The sequence below is a fragment of the Salibacterium aidingense DSM 18341 genome (genome assembly GCF_000429685.1).
Classification (GTDB): Bacteria; Bacillota; Bacilli; order Bacillales; family Marinococcaceae; genus Salibacterium; species Salibacterium aidingense.
In genome coordinates, this window is the sequence record NZ_AUCI01000002.1 from 21,315 (window position 1) to 39,042 (window position 17,728).

17 protein-coding genes and 1 other annotated feature are annotated in these 17,728 nt (G+C 45.0%); of the genes, 16 read left to right on the forward strand and 1 reads right to left on the reverse strand.

The window, feature by feature from the left end:
* The first annotated feature begins 11 nt into the window (after positions 1 to 11).
* The 14 genes from G475_RS0102205 to G475_RS0102270 all read left to right on the forward strand — a co-directional run bounded on the left by G475_RS0102205 (position 12) and on the right by G475_RS0102270 (position 12,583).
* A complete protein-coding gene (locus tag G475_RS0102205) occupies positions 12 to 1,520 on the forward strand; it encodes an Rne/Rng family ribonuclease (protein WP_035710001.1) in 1,509 nt (502 codons plus the stop codon).
* 51 nt (positions 1,521 to 1,571) lie between these two features.
* Positions 1,572 to 1,644 (forward strand) — a sequence feature (ribosomal protein L21 leader region).
* An 11-nt stretch (positions 1,645 to 1,655) separates the two neighbouring features.
* On the forward strand, positions 1,656 to 1,964 hold the full coding sequence (rplU, locus tag G475_RS0102210) for a 50S ribosomal protein L21 (protein ID WP_026699858.1): 309 nt from the start codon (positions 1,656 to 1,658) through the stop codon (positions 1,962 to 1,964).
* A 12-nt stretch (positions 1,965 to 1,976) separates the two neighbouring features.
* On the forward strand, positions 1,977 to 2,306 hold the full coding sequence (locus G475_RS0102215; protein WP_026699859.1) for a ribosomal-processing cysteine protease Prp: 330 nt from the start codon (positions 1,977 to 1,979) through the stop codon (positions 2,304 to 2,306).
* Positions 2,307 to 2,324: 18 nt separating this feature from the next.
* Positions 2,325 to 2,627 carry a 50S ribosomal protein L27 gene (gene rpmA, locus G475_RS0102220; RefSeq protein WP_026699860.1) on the forward strand — a complete coding sequence of 101 codons (303 nt, stop codon included), beginning with the start codon at positions 2,325 to 2,327 and terminating at the stop codon, positions 2,625 to 2,627.
* 186 nt (positions 2,628 to 2,813) lie between these two features.
* Positions 2,814 to 3,554 (forward strand): MBL fold metallo-hydrolase, encoded by a 741-nt coding sequence (locus G475_RS0102225; protein ID WP_026699861.1) that lies wholly within the window; start codon positions 2,814 to 2,816, stop codon positions 3,552 to 3,554.
* A gap of 651 nt (positions 3,555 to 4,205) precedes the next feature.
* Entirely contained in the window at positions 4,206 to 5,261 is a 1,056-nt protein-coding gene (locus G475_RS0102230; protein ID WP_233275717.1) for a PstS family phosphate ABC transporter substrate-binding protein, read from the forward strand.
* Positions 5,262 to 5,336: 75 nt separating this feature from the next.
* Positions 5,337 to 6,278: a phosphate ABC transporter permease subunit PstC gene (pstC, locus tag G475_RS0102235; RefSeq protein ID WP_026699863.1), complete on the forward strand. Its 942-nt coding sequence runs from the start codon at positions 5,337 to 5,339 to the stop codon at positions 6,276 to 6,278.
* Positions 6,278 to 7,183 carry a phosphate ABC transporter permease PstA gene (pstA, locus tag G475_RS0102240; protein ID WP_051302097.1) on the forward strand — a complete coding sequence of 302 codons (906 nt, stop codon included), beginning with the start codon at positions 6,278 to 6,280 and terminating at the stop codon, positions 7,181 to 7,183. Before pstC ends, pstA begins: the two co-directional genes overlap by 1 nt.
* Before the next feature lie 38 nt (positions 7,184 to 7,221).
* Positions 7,222 to 8,043, forward strand: coding sequence for a phosphate ABC transporter ATP-binding protein PstB (gene pstB / locus G475_RS0102245; protein ID WP_026699865.1), 822 nt, complete (start codon positions 7,222 to 7,224; stop codon positions 8,041 to 8,043).
* Positions 8,044 to 8,061: 18 nt separating this feature from the next.
* Entirely contained in the window at positions 8,062 to 8,712 is a 651-nt protein-coding gene (gene phoU / locus G475_RS0102250) for a phosphate signaling complex protein PhoU (RefSeq protein ID WP_026699866.1), read from the forward strand.
* A 412-nt stretch (positions 8,713 to 9,124) separates the two neighbouring features.
* Complete coding sequence (locus G475_RS0102255; RefSeq protein WP_026699867.1) at positions 9,125 to 11,188, forward strand: chemotaxis protein CheA; 2,064 nt, start codon at positions 9,125 to 9,127, stop codon at positions 11,186 to 11,188.
* 24 nt (positions 11,189 to 11,212) lie between these two features.
* A complete protein-coding gene (locus G475_RS0102260) occupies positions 11,213 to 11,677 on the forward strand; it encodes a chemotaxis protein CheW (RefSeq protein WP_026699868.1) in 465 nt (154 codons plus the stop codon).
* 46 nt (positions 11,678 to 11,723) lie between these two features.
* Positions 11,724 to 12,083, forward strand: coding sequence for a response regulator (locus G475_RS0102265; protein ID WP_026699869.1), 360 nt, complete (start codon positions 11,724 to 11,726; stop codon positions 12,081 to 12,083).
* 14 nt (positions 12,084 to 12,097) lie between these two features.
* On the forward strand, positions 12,098 to 12,583 hold the full coding sequence (locus G475_RS0102270) for a chemotaxis protein CheX (protein WP_233275718.1): 486 nt from the start codon (positions 12,098 to 12,100) through the stop codon (positions 12,581 to 12,583).
* 57 nt (positions 12,584 to 12,640) lie between these two features.
* Here the strand turns inward: G475_RS0102270 and G475_RS0102275 are convergent, their stop codons facing one another.
* A complete protein-coding gene (locus G475_RS0102275) occupies positions 12,641 to 13,864 on the reverse strand; it encodes a DUF418 domain-containing protein (RefSeq protein ID WP_026699871.1) in 1,224 nt (407 codons plus the stop codon).
* A gap of 197 nt (positions 13,865 to 14,061) precedes the next feature.
* On the opposite strand from G475_RS0102275, the gene G475_RS0102280 reads away from it, so the two are divergent.
* Both G475_RS0102280 and G475_RS0102285 read left to right on the forward strand, forming a co-directional pair.
* Positions 14,062 to 15,297, forward strand: coding sequence for an FtsW/RodA/SpoVE family cell cycle protein (locus G475_RS0102280; protein WP_051302098.1), 1,236 nt, complete (start codon positions 14,062 to 14,064; stop codon positions 15,295 to 15,297).
* Between the two features lie 230 nt (positions 15,298 to 15,527).
* Positions 15,528 to 17,723: a methyl-accepting chemotaxis protein gene (locus G475_RS0102285; RefSeq protein WP_026699873.1), complete on the forward strand. Its 2,196-nt coding sequence runs from the start codon at positions 15,528 to 15,530 to the stop codon at positions 17,721 to 17,723.
* Positions 17,724 to 17,728 lie beyond the last annotated feature (5 nt).

The following is a 17,728-nucleotide window of genomic DNA, read 5'->3' on the forward strand; positions in this document are numbered from 1 at the left end:
GTGCTGCGGAAATGATGGATATCCTTTTAAATTCAGCTACAACAGAGCGGAGGGCCGCGCTTCGGGAAAATGGCCGGATTACAGAAATTTTTATCGAGCGTCCGGATCAAGAGCGGATTGCCGGCAGCATTTACAAGGGACGGGTAAAAGACGTTCTGCCGGGAATGCAGGCTGCTTTTGTAGATATAGGACGGGAAAAAAACGGATTCTTGTACCGGGATGAACTGGTCCGCTACAAACTGCTGCAGGAACCATACGAAGAAAAAGAAAAACGAAGTATCTCTGAATTTATTACAGAGGGACAGATCGTGATCGTCCAGGTGATGAAGGAAGAATTCGGGCAGAAAGGAGCAAGGCTGACCGAAAATATTTCGCTCTCTGGTAAATATACTGTTTACCTGCCAGAAGGCGGATATATCGGGATTTCCAAAAAAATGAACGAAGAAAATCGGGAAAGCTGGCGCAGCTGGGCCGGGGAGCTGCTTTCTGAACAAGAAGGCGTTATTATCAGGACGATTTGCGAAACCCTGCCGTCACAAATCGTGGCAGAAGATATCGAATATTTAAGGGAAGATTGGAAACATATAGCAGCACGGGCTGAAGAAAAACGGGCTCCCAGTATGATTTCTCAGGACGGCGGAATCGTGGAACGATTACTGCGGGACTATCCGCTGGAGAGCATCCAGCAAATTATTGTGGATCATTTACCAGATGTGCAGCATATCAAACGCTTGCTGCGATATGAAGAAAAAGATATGGGGAAGGTCATTCATTATAAAGGATATGAAAATCTTTTCTCCAGGGAGGGGGTTGAAAAAGAGCTTGAAAAAGCGTTAAAACCAAGAGTTTGGCTGAAAAACGGCGGTTTTCTAATGATTGAAAAAACAGAAGCGCTGACAGTAATCGATGTAAATACCGGCCGCTTTACCGGAAAAAATGATCTAACGGAGACGATCCGAAAGACCAACCTGGAGGCAGCAGAGGAAATTGCTGCGCAGTTACGGCTTCGTGATATTTCAGGGATCATCGTGATTGATTTTATCGATATGAAAAAAGAGGCTCACAAGGAAGAGGTAATGGCCGTCCTGCAGACGGCATTAAAAAAAGACAGGACAAAGACGAATGTTACAGGGATGAGCACCCTGGGATTAGTGGAAATGACCCGCAAAAAAATCCGTAAAGGACTGGCCGAATCGTTGTTTCAAACATGCGGCTTCTGCTATGGAACGGGCAGGCGTCTTTCAGAAGAAGCCCTGGCTTACCGGACAGAACGGTATATTCATGAATACCGGGAAATGGAAGCAGAAGCCATCGTACTGGAACTTCCGAACCGTGTCTATGAGTGGCTGCATCAAAACGGAAGTTCTTTACTGGAGACATGGAAACACCGCTATCCTTTTTCCATCTATCTGGTTTCCGGGAGGGAGGGGGAAGAAATATCAATTCGATTTGCCGGAGAAGAGGCGGAGGCCCAAAAACGTGCCAATTCCTCAGGAAAACAGCAGAAGAACCGTGATTGACACGGTTTTCCCGCTGTGATATGATATCTTTTGTTAGTTGTTTGGCTTGCACCCAAACTTCAACCGCACATATGCAGGTTATAAGTCCTACAAGGCACCTGTGTTGGCGAGTCTAAGTCATAGGAGGTGCAGAAGATGTACGCAATTATTGAAACCGGCGGTAAACAGGTGAAAGTGGAAGAAGGCCAGGAAGTATATGTAGAGAAACTGGACGCTTCCGAAGGTGATGCGGTGACGTTTGATAACGTTGTTTTCGTTGGAGGCGATGAAGTAAAAGTTGGTTCTCCATTCGTAGACGGCGCAAAAGTGTCGGCAAAAGTGGATAAACACGGCCGCCAGAAGAAAATCACTGTATTCAAGCTGAAGAAGAGAAAGAATTACCGTCGTAAAATCGGCCACCGTCAGCCGTACACGAAAGTCGTTATCGATAAAATCGAAGCATAAGGCCGGCCTGCCATGATAGAAATTAAGGTAGACCGGGATGATAAGAATAAGATCACTGCTTTTTCCATGTCCGGGCATGCCGCCAGTGGTCCTTACGGGTATGACCTTGTCTGCGCAGGGGCCTCCGCTGTTTCTTTTGGAGCGGTCAATGCGGTGGACGCTCTTTGTGAGGTGGATCTGGACGTAGAACTGGCAGATGAAGGCGGGTACCTTTTCTGTAAAGTGCCCGGCGGGTTAATCGAACAGACAAGCGGAGAAGTACAGCTGCTTTTGGAAGGCATGCTTGTCTCCCTGCAGACGATCGCGGAACAGTATGGCGATCACATCACTATTTTAGACTAACAGGAGGTGAGAAACATGATGCTGAATTTGGATCTGCAATTTTTCGCCCAGAAAAAAGGGGTCGGGAGTACGAAAAACGGCCGTGATTCGATCGCGAAACGTCTTGGCGCCAAGCGTGCGGACGGTCAGTTTGTAACCGGCGGTTCCATTCTCGTACGCCAGCGCGGAACCAGCATTTATCCCGGGGAAAACGTAGGAATCGGCGGAGACGACACTCTTTTTTCCAAAGTAGACGGCGTGGTTAAATTTGAACGCCGCGGGAAAAAGAAAAAACAAGTAAGTGTTTACGCCAACGAAGCAAAAGAAGTACAGGAAGCATAAATATACAAGAAAGCGTCCCGTTTATCACGGGGCGTTTTTATGTAGAGAAGACTTTCTAACAGCGAGGCCTTGTGTCTTGACGTGATGGGTTCCCCTCCCCGAAATAATGAGAAAATGCCTTTCCCTATCTAACAATATAGGTTTATACTAATAACAAAGATGGGATTTGGAAAGGCGGGAGAATGAATGAAAGTAACGGTGATAGGATATTGGCATGCATTTCCCGAAGCGGGCGAAGCAGCCTCCGGCTATTTAATAGAAGAAAATGGATTTCAGGTGCTGCTCGACTGCGGAAGTGGTGTCATTGCTCAATTGCAGCATTATTGTAAGCTGGGAGATATTGATGCTGTAGTTATATCTCATTATCACAACGACCATATCGGCGACATCGGCGCTCTTCATTATTTTCGTCTGCTGCAGCCGGTCATCTCCGAAGAGCCGCAGCAGCCGATAACCATTTACGGCCATAAAGAAGACCCGGCTGGTTTTGAGAACTTATCCTTTGAAGGAACAATAACAACAGAACCTTATGAGGCGGATAAACCCCTGAACATCGGCCCTTTTACATTCACTTTTTATAAAACAACCCATCCAGTGCCGTGTTACGCTATGAAAATCCAAACAGAACAGTCGGCATTGTTTTTCACCGCAGATACTGGATTTTCCACAGAATTGGCGCATGCTGCCTCCGGTGCGGATCTCATGATTGCCGAATCCACTGCTTATAAAGGAGAGGACGGCGCCTCTTTCGGCCATATGACGAGTGAGGAAGCGGGACAGATGGCAGGACTGGCCAACGTACCACATCTGCTCTTGACCCATCTTCCCCATTTTGGCGATCATGACCAGCTTGTCACCGAAGCTCAAAATGAATGCCCGGATACAAAAGTGGAAAAAGCAGCCGGCGGATGGAGTAAAACCTTATAACGAAATAAGACGCTTTCTCTTTAGAGGAAGTGTCTTTTTTTAGCCAAGCCGAGAGGACAATAAGAAGAATAATACCCGGGACGATAAGAAAATCAGCGGAGACAATGAATAAAAACATTGGGACAATAAGAAAACAGCTTTGATAATAACTAAAAAGTAAATGATAAAAAGAAACAGTCTACCTACACAGGGGATCCTGATTTTTACGACGGAAGATGAAAACTCCTTCTTCTGGACCATTTGTTTTGATGACTTTGCCCCGACATTTTGGCAAAGGGATTATATGGAAGGCTGTAATGATTACTTTTGATGTTTCAACCCGGCCATCTAACGCTTAGAAAAAGGGTAAGCGTTACTTTTTTTATTCCAATAGGCAAAAGTGACGGCTGGCTTTTTGTTAAGCGTCAAATCTACCTTTAATAAGGTGAAAAGTAATGCTTAGCACACAACGAAGTCAACGTCAGCAGCAATTTAAGATAAACCTCTCTCTTTCTTCGCTCGAAACAATATTCCTCTTTACATTTCTTCAAATACATTTACAAAATCTTTACGTTCACACCATGTCTCCTTAATGTTCTTTTTCTATACTTGCAACTGTGAGTGGGGAGAGACAAGCTCCTTATCTACCAACTAATAGAGAAAGAGGAGGAAATGCTTGTGAGTATGAAAAAGGTATGGCTGCTGCTCGCACTGGCTGCGGTAATGGTGTTTGCGGCTGCTTGTGGAGAAGGAGAACCGGAAGACTCAGAAGGTTCCGAAGATACAGGGGGTACAGAAGAAACAGAAGAAGAAACATCCGGTGACGGCAGTGCCGAAGAATCCTCTTCGGAAGGCGGATCGGAAGAAGCTTCCGGGGAAGAGGGAGAACTTTCAGGGGAAGTAGCAATTGATGGTTCTTCTACGGTGTTCCCGATAATGGAAGCTGTATCTGAAGAATATACACAAGAACACCCTGACGTACAGGCTCCGGTTGGTGTTTCGGGTTCCGGAGGCGGCTTTGAGAAATTTATCGCCGGGGAAACGGATCTAAGTAATGCCTCCCGGGAAATGAATGAAGAAGAAGCAGCTGCATTAGAAGAAAACGGTATTGAGTTTTTTGAAATGCCGCTGGCTTATGATGGTCTTTCCGTAGTAGTCAGTCAGCAGAATGACTTTGTTGATCATTTAACAGTGGAAGAGTTAAAACAAATCTGGGTCGACGGCGGGGCGGAAACCTGGAGTGATGTCCGCGACGAATGGCCGGATGAACCGATTGACCGTTATGCACCGGGAACAGACTCTGGTACATTTGACTATTTTAATGAAGTGATTCTGGAGGATGAGGACATTAACCGCAATGCGCAGATGTCTGAAGACGACAACGTGCTTGTGACAGGGGTGCAGGGAAGTCCGAATGGGATTGCTTTCTTTGGCTACGCCTATTATGCAGAAAATCAGGACAGCCTGAAAATCGTTCCGATCGACAACGGTGATGGCCCGGTAGAACCTTCGGAGGAAACAATTAACGATGGTTCCTATGCTCCGCTTTCCCGTCCGCTGTTCACTTATGTGAAAAAAGAATCTCTGCAGGAACCGCAGGTGCTTGATTATGTGAAGTTCTTAAATGAAAATGCTGGAGACATGGCGCTTGAGGTTGGTTATGTCAATCTGACGGAAGAAGAATATGACGAAAACATGGAAAAAATTGAAGAAGCGGCAGGAGAATAAAAAAATCCGCCAAAGGTAAGATGCCTGCATCTTACCTTTGTGTTTTGCCCGCACCAATGGCTGGAAAGGGGATGTATGATGGCTGATCATTCGAATACGCCGATTCATAAAATGATAGAAGAAAAAGCTTCAAAAAAAGGGATGGCAAATGTCACGGAAACTTTAATGCCTAAATTTTTTTTAGTGTGTGCTATTATTTCCATTTTAACGACGATAGGGATCGTTTTTACTCTTGTCTTTGAAACGTTTACCTTTTTCCAGGACGTTTCTGTGGTTGAATTTATAACGAGTCCGGACTGGTATCCCATGTTTCAGGACCCCGATTTCGGGATCAGGCCTTTATTACTCGGAACGTTTACGATTGCATTCATTGCTATGTGTCTTGCGATTCCAGTAGGATTGGCCTCTGCTATTTATTTGAGTGAATATGCGAGCGATAAAACCAGACGTACGGTAAAACCAGTGCTTGAAGTGCTGGCAGGAATTCCTACGATTGTTTATGGTTTTTTTGCGTTAACATTCATCACGCCTCTGCTGCAGACTTTTATTCCCGGTCTGGCCATATATAATGCTCTCAGTCCCGGCATCGTGATGGGAATTATGATTATTCCGATGGTGGCCTCCCTGTCTGAAGACGCGATGAGCGCTGTTCCCCAGTCCATGAGACAAGGAGCCTTTGCTCTGGGGGCGACAAGACTGGAAGTTTCTCTGAAAGTCGTGCTTCCGGCAGCCTTGTCCGGTGTTATCGCTTCTTTTGTTCTTGCCATATCAAGGGCCGTCGGGGAAACCATGATTGTAACGGTTGCCGGGGGAGCGAACCCAACGGCTGACTTGGATATCACCTCTTCTATGCAGACGATGACAGCTTATATCGTCCAGATGAGTCTTGGTGATGCCGGGTTTGGAACCACGGTTTATTACAGCATTTATGCCGTGGGGATGACATTGTTTATTTTCACCTTGGCGATGAATATTATTGCCCACGTCATCTCCAATCGGTTTAGGGAGGAATACTGATGAAAGCTGCCCGTCAGGAAACAACAATAACAACAGAGGAAAGACTCCAGGAACCAGCTAATTTATCCGTAAGAGAATGGAAGAATAAAATTTTCAAAGGAATATTCACGGCAGCTGCAGGGTTTAGTCTGCTTATGCTTATTGTTCTTATCCTTCGGATATTCACTCAAGGAATTGGCTATCTGGACTGGAATTTAATTACCTCCTTTGCTTCTCGAAACCCCTCGGACGCAGGTATTCTAGCAGCCTTTGTCGGTACCATCTGGCTGATGGCTGTCACTGCTCCAATTTCTTTTATATTAGGTGTAGGAACAGCAATTTATTTAGAGGAGTACGCGAACAAAAACCGTTTTACCTCATTAATTCAAACTAATATTTCCAACCTAGCAGGCGTTCCTTCCGTTGTATTTGGTCTGCTTGGGCTTACCTTATTCGTTCGTGAACTGGCGATGGGGAGAAGTATCATCGCCGGGGCCTTGACCATGTCCCTATTGATTCTGCCTATCATTGTTGTAGCTTCCCAGGAAGCAATCCGCTCGGTCCCAACAAATTTGAAGGAAGCTTCCTATGCGATGGGGGCCACTAATTGGCAGACGATCTACCGGGTGGTTCTGCCGGCAGCACTGCCGGGTATTTTAACGGGGAACATTTTGGCCTTATCCAGAGCCATCGGCGAGACTGCTCCCTTGATCATGATAGGTGCTCTTACCTATATTGCCTTTCTGCCGGAAAACCTGCTTTCGCAGTTTACAGTGATGCCCATTCAAATCTTTAACTGGACAAGCAGACCCCAGGAGGAATTTCACCTCGTGGCTGCTGCCGGGATCATTGTATTGTTAGCGATGCTGCTATTGATGAATTCGATTGCCGTATGGATAAGAAATAAATTTCAACGCCGATTCTAGGTTTGAGGTACATCTAAATTTATAGAGAGGTGTTTTCGATGTTAGCCAGTAAAGATAATAACACACAAGCGGAAGAAGTATACGAACCGAATACCGCACGTCCTGCAGATTCAGTATATAAAGTAGACCAATTAAATCTTTGGTATGGGCAGGACCAGGCCTTAAAAAATATCGAACTGGAGATTCCGGAACAGCAGGTTACAGCGATAATAGGTCCGTCTGGATGCGGGAAATCAACCTTTATTAAAACACTCAATCGTCTGACCGAGATGATTCCCTCCGTTAAAACAACCGGCGGGATTTATTATCGGAATCAGGATATTTTCGATAAAAAATATAAAGTAGAACTGCTTCGAACGAAGGTAGGTATGGTTTTTCAGAATCCAAACCCATTCCCCAAATCCATCTATGAAAACATCGTTTATGGCCCGAAAATTCACGGCATCAAAGATAAAAAAGTGCTTGATGAGATCGTGGAAAGCAGCCTGAAGGGGGCTGCCCTATGGGACGAAGTGAAAGATGATTTGAAAAAAAATGCGTTTGGGCTGTCCGGCGGCCAACAGCAGCGTCTCTGTATTGCAAGATGCCTGGCAGTGGAACCAGATGTGCTGCTGATGGATGAGCCGACCTCTGCCCTTGATCCTATTTCCACGTTAAAAATTGAAGAGCTGGTACAGGATTTAAAAAAGAATTACAGTATTATTATTGTCACCCACAATATGCAGCAGGCCGGCCGCATTTCAGATAACACCGCGTTTTTTCTGAACGGGGAGGTCGTCGAATATGACCGTACTGATAAAATATTTTCCTCGCCGGACGATAAACGCACCGAAGATTATATTTCAGGACGATTCGGATAACGTTAGGAGGACAACGGAATGGGGGTCAGAGGAACCTACGAACAAGAGCTCTCCCAGCTGAAAAATGATCTATTTTCTATGGGGGAACAGGTAATGGCGGCTTTTAACACCGCATTGGAACTATTACAAAGCCGGGATGAAGAGAAAATCAATCAATTAATTGAGAATGACGCGGTCATTAACCAGGTGGAATTAAAAATTCATGATGAGGCGACCATGATGATTGCCCGTCAGCAGCCGGTGGCTACAGATCTGCGGACCACCATTGTTGCTTTAAAGATTTCAAGCGACTTGGAACGGATCGGGGATTTGGCCGTAGATATGGTGAAGGCTGCCAAACGAATGGAAACAAAAAGAAACGAGTCAGAAATTGATGATATTCTTGATATGGCAAAAGTCGCGGAAGAAATGCTGAAGGAAGCATTAACGGCCTATCAAAAAAGAGACATGATGAGAGCCCAGCATATTGCGACGCTTGACGACACCGTAGATAAAAAATATAAACACTATATTCAGCGGTTGTTTACCTTAACAGACGAAACCAACGCCGAACAGACCACACAGCTTGCTTTTATCGGGCGGTATGTCGAGAGAATCGCGGATTACGCTACCAATCTGGCAGAATGGATTGTATATGAATCCAGTGGAAAACATTTTGATTTAAACTGATTGTTTTTTCGGAGCTGTATCAAAAGGTACAGCTCCTTTTCTATGGCAAAGAGAAGTAAACCATGGGCAGAAGTAGAAGGCCGCCGCCTTCCGCTGCTCGACGGCTAAAAACGGTTCCGTCCTGTGGCGGCCGCGGGCACTAGAACATCCGGTTCGTCGAAGCTGAGCCCGCGGTAAAGAAGACACGGCGATCGCAGGGGAGCCGTTTTTTTAACCGAATAGTTTTCAACACGTCAAATTTTTAGTATTATAGGTATATAAAACTAGTATTAAAGTCTTTGTTGAAAAAATAACAGCCAGACTATGAAATTTTTCTTCCTTTTACCGATATTAAAAAAGTAACCAGATTGGAGCTGAACAAACATTTCAAAGGTTAAAAATAGATAATTTGTAGGAGCAGGGGGTTTGGAATTTGAGTCAATCTGAGTATTTAGAAGTATTTATTGATGAAAGCCAGGAGCATTTACAAACGTTAAATGATAACTTAATGAAACTGGAAAAAGAGCCGGCGGATATTTCAATAGTTGGTGAAATATTCCGCTCCGCCCATACCCTGAAAGGGATGGGGGCCACCATGGGATTTGAGGATCTGGCCCATTTAACACACAACATGGAAAATGTGCTGGATCTGATACGAAATGAACAGTTGGAAGTCACCTCTCACGTCATGGACGTTGTATTTGAATCGGTGGATGATTTAGAAGAAATGGTAGTAGATATTTCTAACGGGGGGGACGGCTCGAGGGACGTACAAGAAGCTGTAAAAAAATTGGAGGCTCTGCAGCACGGCGAAAAAGCAGCAGACCCCCAGACAGAGGCGGCAGCGGCTGTTGAGGCAGCACCAGCTCCTGAAAATACAGGCAGCGTTCAGGAGGACTATGATGAATATGAGCGTACAGTTCTTACCCAGTCCAAAGAACAGGGGTATTATCCGTATAAAATTGAAATAGTTCTTGATGAGCAGACGATGCTGAAAGCAGCCCGGGTTTATATGGTATTTGAAGTGCTGGAACAAGTCGGGGACATCATAAAGTCAACACCGCCGGCAGATGATCTGGAAGATGAAAACTTTGAATTTGCTTTTGTTATCACCGTGATTTCCAGTGTGGAGAAAGAGGAATTGGAAAAACGGGTAATGAAAGTTTCCGAAATTGCCTCGGTTACTATAGAGGAAGTTGATGTAACCTTTCAGGAGAAACGCCCGGCTTCAAAAACAGAAGAAGCTTCTCCGGCTCCCGCTGCAGCAGACCAGGCCAAAAAGAAGGAACCGAAATCAAAAAAACAGGATAAAAAAGAAGAAACCCCGAAAAAAGGAAATGAATTAAATAAAACGATTCGGGTGAACATTGACCGACTGGATGTGTTAATGAATCTGTTTGAAGAACTTGTCATTGACCGCGGCCGCCTTGAACAGATCTCGAGTGATCTTGACAACAGTGAACTTAGTGAAACCGTAGAACGGATGTCCAGAATTTCCGGGGACCTTCAGGAAATTATTCTAAATATGAGAATGATGCCGGTGGATCAGGTTTTTAATCGTTTTCCAAGAATGGTCCGCAGTTTATCAAAAGAGCTCGGTAAGCAGGTGAATCTTGAAATTACCGGAGCGGAAACAGAACTGGACCGTACGATCATTGATGAAATCGGGGATCCGCTCGTCCATCTGATCCGAAACTCTATTGATCATGGAGTTGAAGAGCCGCACGTCCGGGAAGCTGCCGGTAAACCAGCCCAGGGAACGGTTCAATTAAGGGCTTATCACAGCGGAAACCACGTATTCATTGAAATAGAAGATGACGGGGCCGGCATTGATCAAGATAAGATTATTAAAAAAGCATTGGATAACGGGGTAGTAACCGAAGATGATATTGAGAAGATGAGTGACCAGCAGATATTTGGTCTGATGTTTTCTTCCGGTTTTAGTACGGCAGAAGAAATCACAGACATTTCCGGCCGGGGCGTCGGACTGGATGTCGTGCGAAGCACGTTTGAAACTTTGGGAGGAAGTGTCACTGTTGACTCTGAATTTGGGCAGGGCTCTCTGTTTTCTGTACAGCTGCCCCTCACCCTTTCGATTATTGATGTCATGCTTGTCGAAGTGGGAGAAGAAAAATATGGTGTACCTCTGACAGCTATTGTAGAAACAGCTATTGTGAGTAAAGAGGAAGTCTACAGCGCACACAACCAGAAAGTCATCGATTTCCGTGGAAACGTTATTCCCCTTGTCTTTTTGAATGATATTTTCCAGGTACCTGATCATGAAAGGGAAGCAGAAACGGAGTATTACTCCCTTGTTATCGTCAGCAAAGGGGATAAAATTGCCGGCTTAGTTGTAGACTCTTTAATCGGACAGCACGATGTCGTGTTAAAGTCTCTTGGAAACTACTTAACCAATGTGTTTGCGATATCTGGAGCTACGATATTAGGAGACGGGCAGGTAGCCTTAATCCTGGATTCCAATGCCTTAATAAAATAAATGAAGCCTGGAGGTGGCCGAGACATGGCGGTAGAAACAGCAGAAGGCTATGTGAAAGTTATTGTTTTTCAATTAAAAGAAGAAGAGTATGCCATAGAAGTTGATCATGTACAGTCTATCGAGAGAATGCAGTCTGTAACACGGATACCCGGTGTGGAAGCCTATATTATCGGGGTCATGAATCTCCGCGGAGTCATCACGCCGGTCATAGATCTTCGAAAAAGATTTGGGATCGAAAGCCAATCCTATGACGAAGCCACGCGTATCCTTGTGTTGAAAAAGGATAACAACGAAATCGGATTTATTGTTGATGGAGCAAACGATGTGATGGATATTGCTGAATCCCGGATTGAACCAACTCCTGAAGTAGTTGGCGGTGTGGCGGAAGAGTACCTGCGCGGGGTGGTAAAACTGGATGACCGCTTGTTCACGTTACTGCACATAGATAAAATCCTGAACAAAAATGAAGAAAAACGATCCGGAGCCTAAACCGAAGCTGATCGTATCAACGAAAATATTGACATGAGGTGAGAATATGGCGTCTGTATTAATTGTGGATGATGCGTCCTTTATGAGAATGATGATAAAAGATATCCTTACAAAAAATGAGTTTGACATAGCAGGTGAAGCTGCAAATGGCCAGGAAGCAGTGGACATGTTTAAAGAATTGAGTCCTGATTTAGTTACGATGGATATTACGATGCCGGAAAAGGATGGTATTGCTGCGCTCAAGGAAATTCAAGGGGAGCACCCTGAGGCAAAAGTTATTATGTGTTCGGCTATGGGACAGCAGTCTATGGTCATCGATGCGATTCAGGCAGGGGCTAAAGATTTTATAGTAAAACCATTCCAGGCAGATCGTGTCATGGATGCCATTAATAAAGTGTTGGGATAGAGAGGAGCTTCGTCATGAGTTCAGCACCACATATGGAAGCACAGCATGTTAATGCCATCACCAATGCAGCAGTGATGATAGTAGAGCAGCATTTAGGAATAGAAGCGAAGTTTTCTAAACCTTATGTGTCTGGAAAGCAGTTTCTCGCATCCGATATCTCCGTAGTGATGGGTGTTAATGGACAGCTGGAAGGACAGATTATTTGCACGATGGAAGAAAAAACAGCACGATCCATTGTCGGCAATATGATGGGCGGAATGGAAATAAGCGTGCTGGATGATATGGGATGGAGCGCTATCCAGGAATTTGGTAACTGGGTAGCAGGAAGGGCAGCTTCAGAACTGGCAAAAGCAGAAGCCGTCATTGATATTTCCCCGCCGGTTATCAATGAAGGTCATTCCAGATTCCGCATGGAAAAGACATTCCTAACCTTTCCTCTCAGCAGTGCGGCGGGAGAGGTTTACCTTCATGTTTCTATAACACCAAGCAATCGTTCCTAGAAACAGTCCGCTCCTTGATATAAGGTAGCGGACTGTTTTGGCAGAGGGGAGGAACATTTACCGTTTTGCGGGAGCCTGTTTTCGATACGTCCAGTTCCTCCACAGCTTTTCCAACGGCCCCTGGCTGTAATTGCTCATCCAGAATATGCTCAACACAACCTGGGCCCCATAAATGACGGCGGTAATGAGAATTCCGGTGGACGCATCAATCGTGCCAAACAGCTGAAGGCCGAACCCATAAAAAATAAAAATGCAGAGAATGGTCTGCAGCATATAATTGGTTAACGCCATCTGCCCTACCGGAGCAAACACCTTTAGCAGGCGGAACAAGTTTTTCCGTTGGCATAACAGGACGGCGGCGGCAGCATAAAAAAGCATAAACAGCGGTCCGGCAATGATATTCAAGCCTGAAGCCAGGCCATCCGACAGCCAAGCCGGAAAAGGAAGTAGTCCGTTTGTTAAACAAGCAAATAAGAGGGATAGGATTCCTCCGCCTGCAAGCATCCTACTCCGAATTTTTTTCCATTTTCCTGTAAAGAACGAAGCGTGCTGGAGCCAGCCTTTTTTTCCTACATACAATCCGATCAGAAACACTCCCAGAATGTTGGGAATGGTGAAAAAAAGGTTGGAAAGCACGATAGGAACCTCTTCCTGTAAGCGAAAACTCAGGATTTCCATATAGGATCCGCCAGAGTAGACAGATTCGGCCTCTGCCACGTTCTGTCGAGCCTGTTCGAGTGCCTGCGATCCCTGTTCTACGGTCATATAAAAATTCCCGGCTGTTACGAGAAACATCATTACGATAGAAGATCCAGCAAGTAAAAGGCATGCCCATGTAAGAATCGTTTTTTTCCTCCGATGCACGAAGAGCAGCAGCAATAATCCTGCCAGCGCGTAGGTATGTAAAATATCACCCGACCATAAAAAAACGAGGTGGAGCAGGCCCGCCCCTAATAAAAAGACGATGCGCCGTTTATACCAATCCTGGGGCCGGACCCCCTTTTCTTTTAACCTTTCATAAAATAAATAGAATCCCAGGCCAAATAAAAAAGAGAATAAAGGATAAAACTTACCAACCACCAGAAAATCCATGGCAAAGACACTCCATTGATTGAGCAATCCCTGCGGAATAGAAGCAAGTTCAGCCGGCATACTTTGCAGCTGATAGTATGGAGATTTGAAAGCAGACATGTTGGCAGCTAAAATTCCTAACAGTGCAAATCCACGTAAAATATCAAGGGTTACAATACGTTCCTGTTTGTTGGTTGCTGTTATTTTCATGTCCTCGCTCCTCCTGAAAATAGTAGTCCGGGGCGGATGGTGAGTGCGAAGCCTCTTCCCGGGGGAAGTGTTCTGACATTAGAGTTGGAAAAAGAACGACGGAACATTATATACTCCAGCTAAGTTTAACATTCCTCTCCAGATAAATTAAATATAGATCAGCTGTTTTCCTCTATACGATCCGGAGATAATCGTGTATGATTTTTAAAGGATACACTATTAATTATGAAAATGCTGGTGATGAACTGGTGAGTTTTAATAACCCAATGACAGAAAAGCAATATGATATCAATATGCTGTTTGTGTTGTTTCTTTTTGGCGTCGTAAGCTGTTTTTATATTTATTTCGCGCAGCAGATGGGGCAGTATGAAGGCTCTTTTCATACCTCCCAGATGATGTTTTATGTGGTAGGCTTTGTGGTCGCATTCAGCGTGATTCACTTTGATTTTGAGTATTACATCAATATTCACTGGTTTTTATACGGGTTCGGTCTTTTTCTTTTAATTCTGCTCGATGTTATAGGACCGCATGAAACATTTGCCCCCTACCAGAACGGGGCTGTAAGCTGGTTTCAAGTTCCAGGTATTGGTTCTGTCCAGCCTTCGGAGATCATGAGAATTTTTCTGGTGCTTACTCTCAGCGCGATCATCTACCGGCATAACTCCCGCCATAGAGAGGATAGATCCTTGCAGACAGACTTTCTTCTGCTGGGAAAAATGGGGCTGGTGACAGCCCCCGTTATCGTTCTTCTGGAACGGCAGCCTGATATGGGGAGTGTTCTGCTCATAGCAGCGATACTGATTGCTTTAATGATCGTATCCGGAATGTCGTATAAGATATTGGTTGTTCTGATAGGAGGACCTCTCAGCGCCGGACTGGCTTTTATTTTTGCTTTTTACCAGTTCCCTGAATTAGTGGAAAGATTTTTTCTTTCCAATCTCCGCAGCTATCAGGTGGATCGAATCAACGGCTGGCTTAATCCTTTTGAGTATGTAGATGAAGGTTACCAGGTGCTGCAGGCGATGACAGCGATTGGTTCCGGGCAGCTGTATGGAAATTACGGAACGGCCGTTTATATTCCGGAAGCTCATACCGATTTTATTTTTGCGGTTATTAGTTCGATGCATGGCTTTTTAGGCGGGGCCTTTGTCATCACCCTGTATTTTATCCTGCTGTATCAGATACTGATGACCGGACTGCGTTGTCACAACGCGTTTGGAAAATATTTGTGCGCCGGTTTGATCGGAATGTTTTCCTTTCAGGTTTTTCAAAACATTGGGATGGGTCTGGGACTGCTTCCGGTGACAGGGTTTACCCTGCCTCTGCTGAGTTACGGCGGAAGTTCCCTTGTGGCTACGATGTTTGCCCTTGGGATGGTGATGAGTGTCAGGTACCATTCAAAATCCTATTTTTTCGAACAGCAAAAAGAATAACAGCGTCCGCTTAAACCCTGACAAAAACTAAAAAAATTGTACGCTGCTGGAAGAGCTTATGGAGAAGCTCTTCTTTTTTTTACAAATGCTTGTTAAAAATTCAGACAATAAGACGATATAAGAAATGGCAGTTATCTAATGCTAAGGTATCATACATATTTGTTTTCCAGGAAAAAGATAATCAAATCCAAAACTTTAGACTTACTTTGTTTGCCTAGAAGGAGGAAAATATGAAAAAGCTGAACACGAAACTAATTCTTTTAACCGGGGGTTTAGTAACTGTCTCATTATTGGCGGCCGCTTTTATTATTTATTATCAAATGACAGACGTGGTCGAAGAGAATGTAACCAACAATGGTAATAATACTGTAACAAAAGAAAAGCAGTACTTAGAACAATATTTTGAAACCTTTGAAAACCATCTTGATATGATCAGCGCTGATACCAGAGTGGTTTCATTTTTACAGGAGAAAAACGAAGAAGGAACGGATTACGCGATTGGTTACAGCGAAGTGGAAGATGTGATGAATCGATTTATGTACAGTTACGAGGATATTGAATTGACTTTCACCGGTGCGGCAAACGGCGGGTCTAACACCACTCCTTATGTTAACGTTGAAGATATGGACGCCACTACCCGTCCCTGGTACGAAGCAGCTGTAGAACATCCGCAGGACACAGGCTGGACGGAACCATATAAAAGTGAAGAGGACGAAGAGTTTGTGATCAGCGCCGGCAAAGCCGTCATCGATCCGATAACCAGTGATATTCTTGGAGTTGTCGGGATTGATTTATCGCTGGCTCACTTAAACGAAATGATGTCCGAGCTGGATGTTCCCTACAACGGGTTTATGACATTGATGGATGATAACGGGTCGATGATCGTCCACCCGGAGTTAAAGGGAGAAACGATCGATGAGAATGCTCCGTTAGCTTCTGTGCTTGACACCGAAGGAAACGGACGGATGTCATTTACTCATCAAAATCAAGAGCACAGCTTGTTTTATGACCGCGTGGAAACAAACAACTGGGTGATCGGCACGGCTTTTTCTAATGAAGCCATGGCAGCGGAATCGAACACCCTTCGTGACACGATCATGATTATTGCGGCTGCGGCCATTGTGCTGTCTATTCTTATTACTGTGATCGTTGCCGGACGAATCACGAAGCCGATTAAAAAAATGCAGACGAAAGTGAATAAAATGGCGGAAGGAAATTTAAATGTGGAATTCCCCAAAAGCTCCCATCAGGAAATTAATTTATTAAGCCGTGATTTAAATAAAATGGCGGAAAATATCAGCACCCTGGTCGGTCAGGTGAAAGAATCGACCGCTCAGGTAGCTTCATCCTCTGAACAATTCAGTGCAGTTTCAGAACAGACGAGCGCTTCCGGCGAAGAAGTAGCCAATGCCGTTAATGAAATTTCCCGCGGCGCTGTATCCCAGGCGGAAGAAGCCGAAAAAACGAAACAGGAGATGGAGATTCTAACCACAGCATTTATGTTTCTGGAAGAACAGGTTAAAGACATAGAGAATCGCACGAAAGCATCGGCAGAGTTAAATGAAAACGGGGTCGCGGAAGTCTCGACATTGACAGAAAAAGCGGGCCAGTCCCAATATATGATGGAAGAAGTAGAGGAAGTATTTACGCAATTGACCGAACGCCTGGAAGACATTCAAAAGGCCATGGGGTCCATTGGAGAAATTTCCGATCAGACGAATCTGCTTGCCTTAAATGCCAGTATTGAAGCAGCCCGGGCCGGCGAACACGGGAAAGGTTTTGCGGTAGTGGCCGAAGAAGTTCGGAAATTGGCGGATGCTTCCAGCGAATCCGCAGATGAAGTGAAAACCATCTTAAAAGGAGTGACCGACGAAGCGAATAAAGTCCATGATACAGTAGAACGTTCCAGAAATGTATCATCGGAACAACAGAGTGCAGTGTCCCAGGTGCAAGCTTCTTTTGAGAAAATCAAAGAAACAGGAGAATCGATAGCGTCGGTGGTTCAGCGTCTGTTAGAAGAAATTCCGATGATGGATGAACGCAGACAGACTGTCGAGAACGCCATTTCTAAGATTGCTGAGGTGTCCCAGTCCAATGCAGCCTCCGCAGAAGAAGTAAATGCCTCCACTGATGAACAGAGAGAGGCCATGCGGTCCGTAGCAAGTTCGGCAGAGTCTCTGCATGAAGAAAGTGATACCCTTTCCTCTCTTATTGAACAATTTGTCATAGAGGAAGGAGACACTGTTTCAGCAGAGAAGGAGGAGGAAGCGGTCGTTCCTGCTGAGATGGAAATAGACGAACCGGCAGCCCAGGAAGAGGAAGAAGAGCAGGCAGAAGTTGTGGAAGAGCCGGAAAAGGAAGCAGCCGGGGAGGACAGGAAAGAGGAAGGGACAGAAACCGAAGACCAACAGCAAAAAGATTCGTAAAAATA